This is a genomic window from Acidithiobacillus sp. TH-A36, from assembly GCF_057473445.1.
On the sequence record NZ_JBYCKP010000413.1, the window covers coordinates 1 to 2180 of the forward strand.

At 50.5% G+C, this 2180-nt stretch carries 2 protein-coding genes; one reads left to right on the top strand and one right to left on the bottom strand.

The genetic code is table 11. The features are described 5' to 3' along the window. Positions 1-1196: porin (locus tag AC2VLY_RS10885; RefSeq protein ID WP_486922264.1), on the top strand; the 1196-nt coding region annotated here is incomplete at its 5' end. Positions 1197-1525: 329 nt separating this feature from the next. On the opposite strand, the gene AC2VLY_RS10890 is transcribed toward AC2VLY_RS10885, so the two are convergent. Next, the gene (locus AC2VLY_RS10890) at positions 1526-1879 is read right to left on the bottom strand and encodes a hypothetical protein (protein ID WP_486894230.1); all 354 of its coding nucleotides are present in this window, start codon (positions 1877-1879) and stop codon (positions 1526-1528) included. Between the last annotated feature and the right edge of the window lie 301 nt (positions 1880-2180).

A 2180-nucleotide genomic window follows, 5' to 3' on the forward strand; every position in this document is an offset into this window, starting at 1 on the left:
CACCGGCAAACAACAAAAACGACAGTGGCCCCATCTTATACGGATATGCTCAAATCACCGGCGGCCAGCAGTGGGGAACATCGACCAATGGATCGCCTACAGGCCCCAATGGTTGGATCATTGGGGCCAACCGTATTCGCCTGGGTGTCAAGGGCCAGGCCGTTCCAGGTGTCACGTACAACATCGAGGCAGGTTGGGACAATGCTGCACTCAGTGGTATCAGTGGAAATCCGTCCACGCCCAAGGGAAATCTGTTGAACAACGGCCTTGGCAATAACGGAAACGCTTCCATCATTAATGCCTGGATGAACTATGCACCCGTGCCTTTTGCTCAGCTGAAGGTTGGCAAGTTCAAGTTACCGGTGGGTAATGAGTATGTGAGTAAGGCTGGCAACACGTTGCCTTTTGTCTTCCGAAGCATGGCTCAGTCCCTGCTTCCAGGCCGTTCTTTGGGCGCAATGATTCATGCCGATGACGTGATGGGAACGGGAGCGAGTTATGCCGTAGGTTTTGCCGATGACACTTCCCTGGACCCTTACAATGCCTATTACTCCGGCAATAATGCCGCATATTACACCGGAGGTGGTCAGGGTGAGTTCCTTAACGGCAGCGGCAACTACATAGCCTTTGCTCGTCTGGGGTGCGACTTCATGGGACCCCTGCTCAAGGCTAAAGTGAGCGGATCCCGGATGAGTCTGGGCGCTGTACCGTCTGCAGGGCTTTCCAAAACTGCTGTATACACCTGGAATGCCGGGATACATGGCGGACTGATGGGAGTTCACTATGCAGCCTCCTACACTAACATGACCTCTGGACGTAGCTTTGGCGTGGGCGGTTACAGCAATAAGGGCATGCTGGCTACTGACTGGAACGTGGGCTTAGGCGTCAATCTGCATCAGATGACCTTGACGCCTTCCTGGTTGGACATTGAGCCTGCGGTACGTTTCGACTCTTTCAGTATCAACGACCACAACGGTTATGACGCCAAGATCGATAACACGACAGTGGGCCTGAACTACTTTGTCAACCCCAACAATCCACACGCTGCAGAGGTGCAGTTGAACTACATCATTCCTACGGCTCGTCAGGGCAATTTTGGTACTGGAACCATGGGCGGCGTGTTTGGCGCAAATGACGCGCCCATCATCGGTGCGGCCTACAACACCTTAATGTTGCAGTTCCAGGCGGGTTTCTGATCTCCTCCGTAAAAGGATGTAGAGGCCGGCCTGTGCGCCGGCTTCATTAATACTATTGGCTGATAATTTCTGGTGACTTTCTCCTCCTCGTCCATGAGGGCTTAGCTCTATTTTATATAGAGCTTTTTTTTCAGCCCATCATGGTGAATAGTTTTTTACTATTTTTAGGGGCTTCAGGAAATGCGTATCATACCCATGGGTATGCTCCTCCAGTAGGTGCCGCAAATGGACTTTCATGAAGCCGAGATAGGTAATCGGTGCCACATTCCCGGTTCGGAAGTCATGGATAGCCTTCTCCGCTTTACAGCGCAAGGGTTTTTTCGTGGCTTTCATACCCTAAGAAGGGCCAAGGCAATTCCCAACAACCCTACACTCATGAATAGCCATCGCGCCCACCAGCGGATATCCAGAATAGCTGCCGATGCAACGCCCAGGAGGCCTGGCCAATATGAAAGCCAGATACCTGAGTGACTAATCACTTTTATCGCGGTAACCGAAAACACCTGCGACCACTGCTGTGCTGCCATAAGGATAAGCGCCACAACCAGCACCCATGCAGCGAGACTTTGGCGATGCCCATCGAGAAGAAACAAAGAGAGTCCGGCCATTGTACTAAACAGAAATGCGAAAAATAAAACCCCAAAAAACATCATTTCTCCGTGAACAACATCAACCCGAGTCATAAGCTCTATCCATAATAGCACTAGCCATCTGATACTACCCGCTGTTTCGAGTGCGTCCAATAGTCGATCGTTCTTGCATTATTTCCGGAATATCCTGTACATTGCCAATGAGCGTTTTTGTAGATAAACGTGGGGATGTCTTTTTTGCAAATAGGTTTCCAAAGAGGCAAAGAAGGCCAAATTGTTTGAGGCATTTCACAATTTCAGGAGGCATAAAAACATGGCCGAAGTCAAAAAGCGTATTCGTCGTACTGCTGAACAACGTCTGGCAGATCTTGAAAAGAAGCAGGCGGAGATCCTG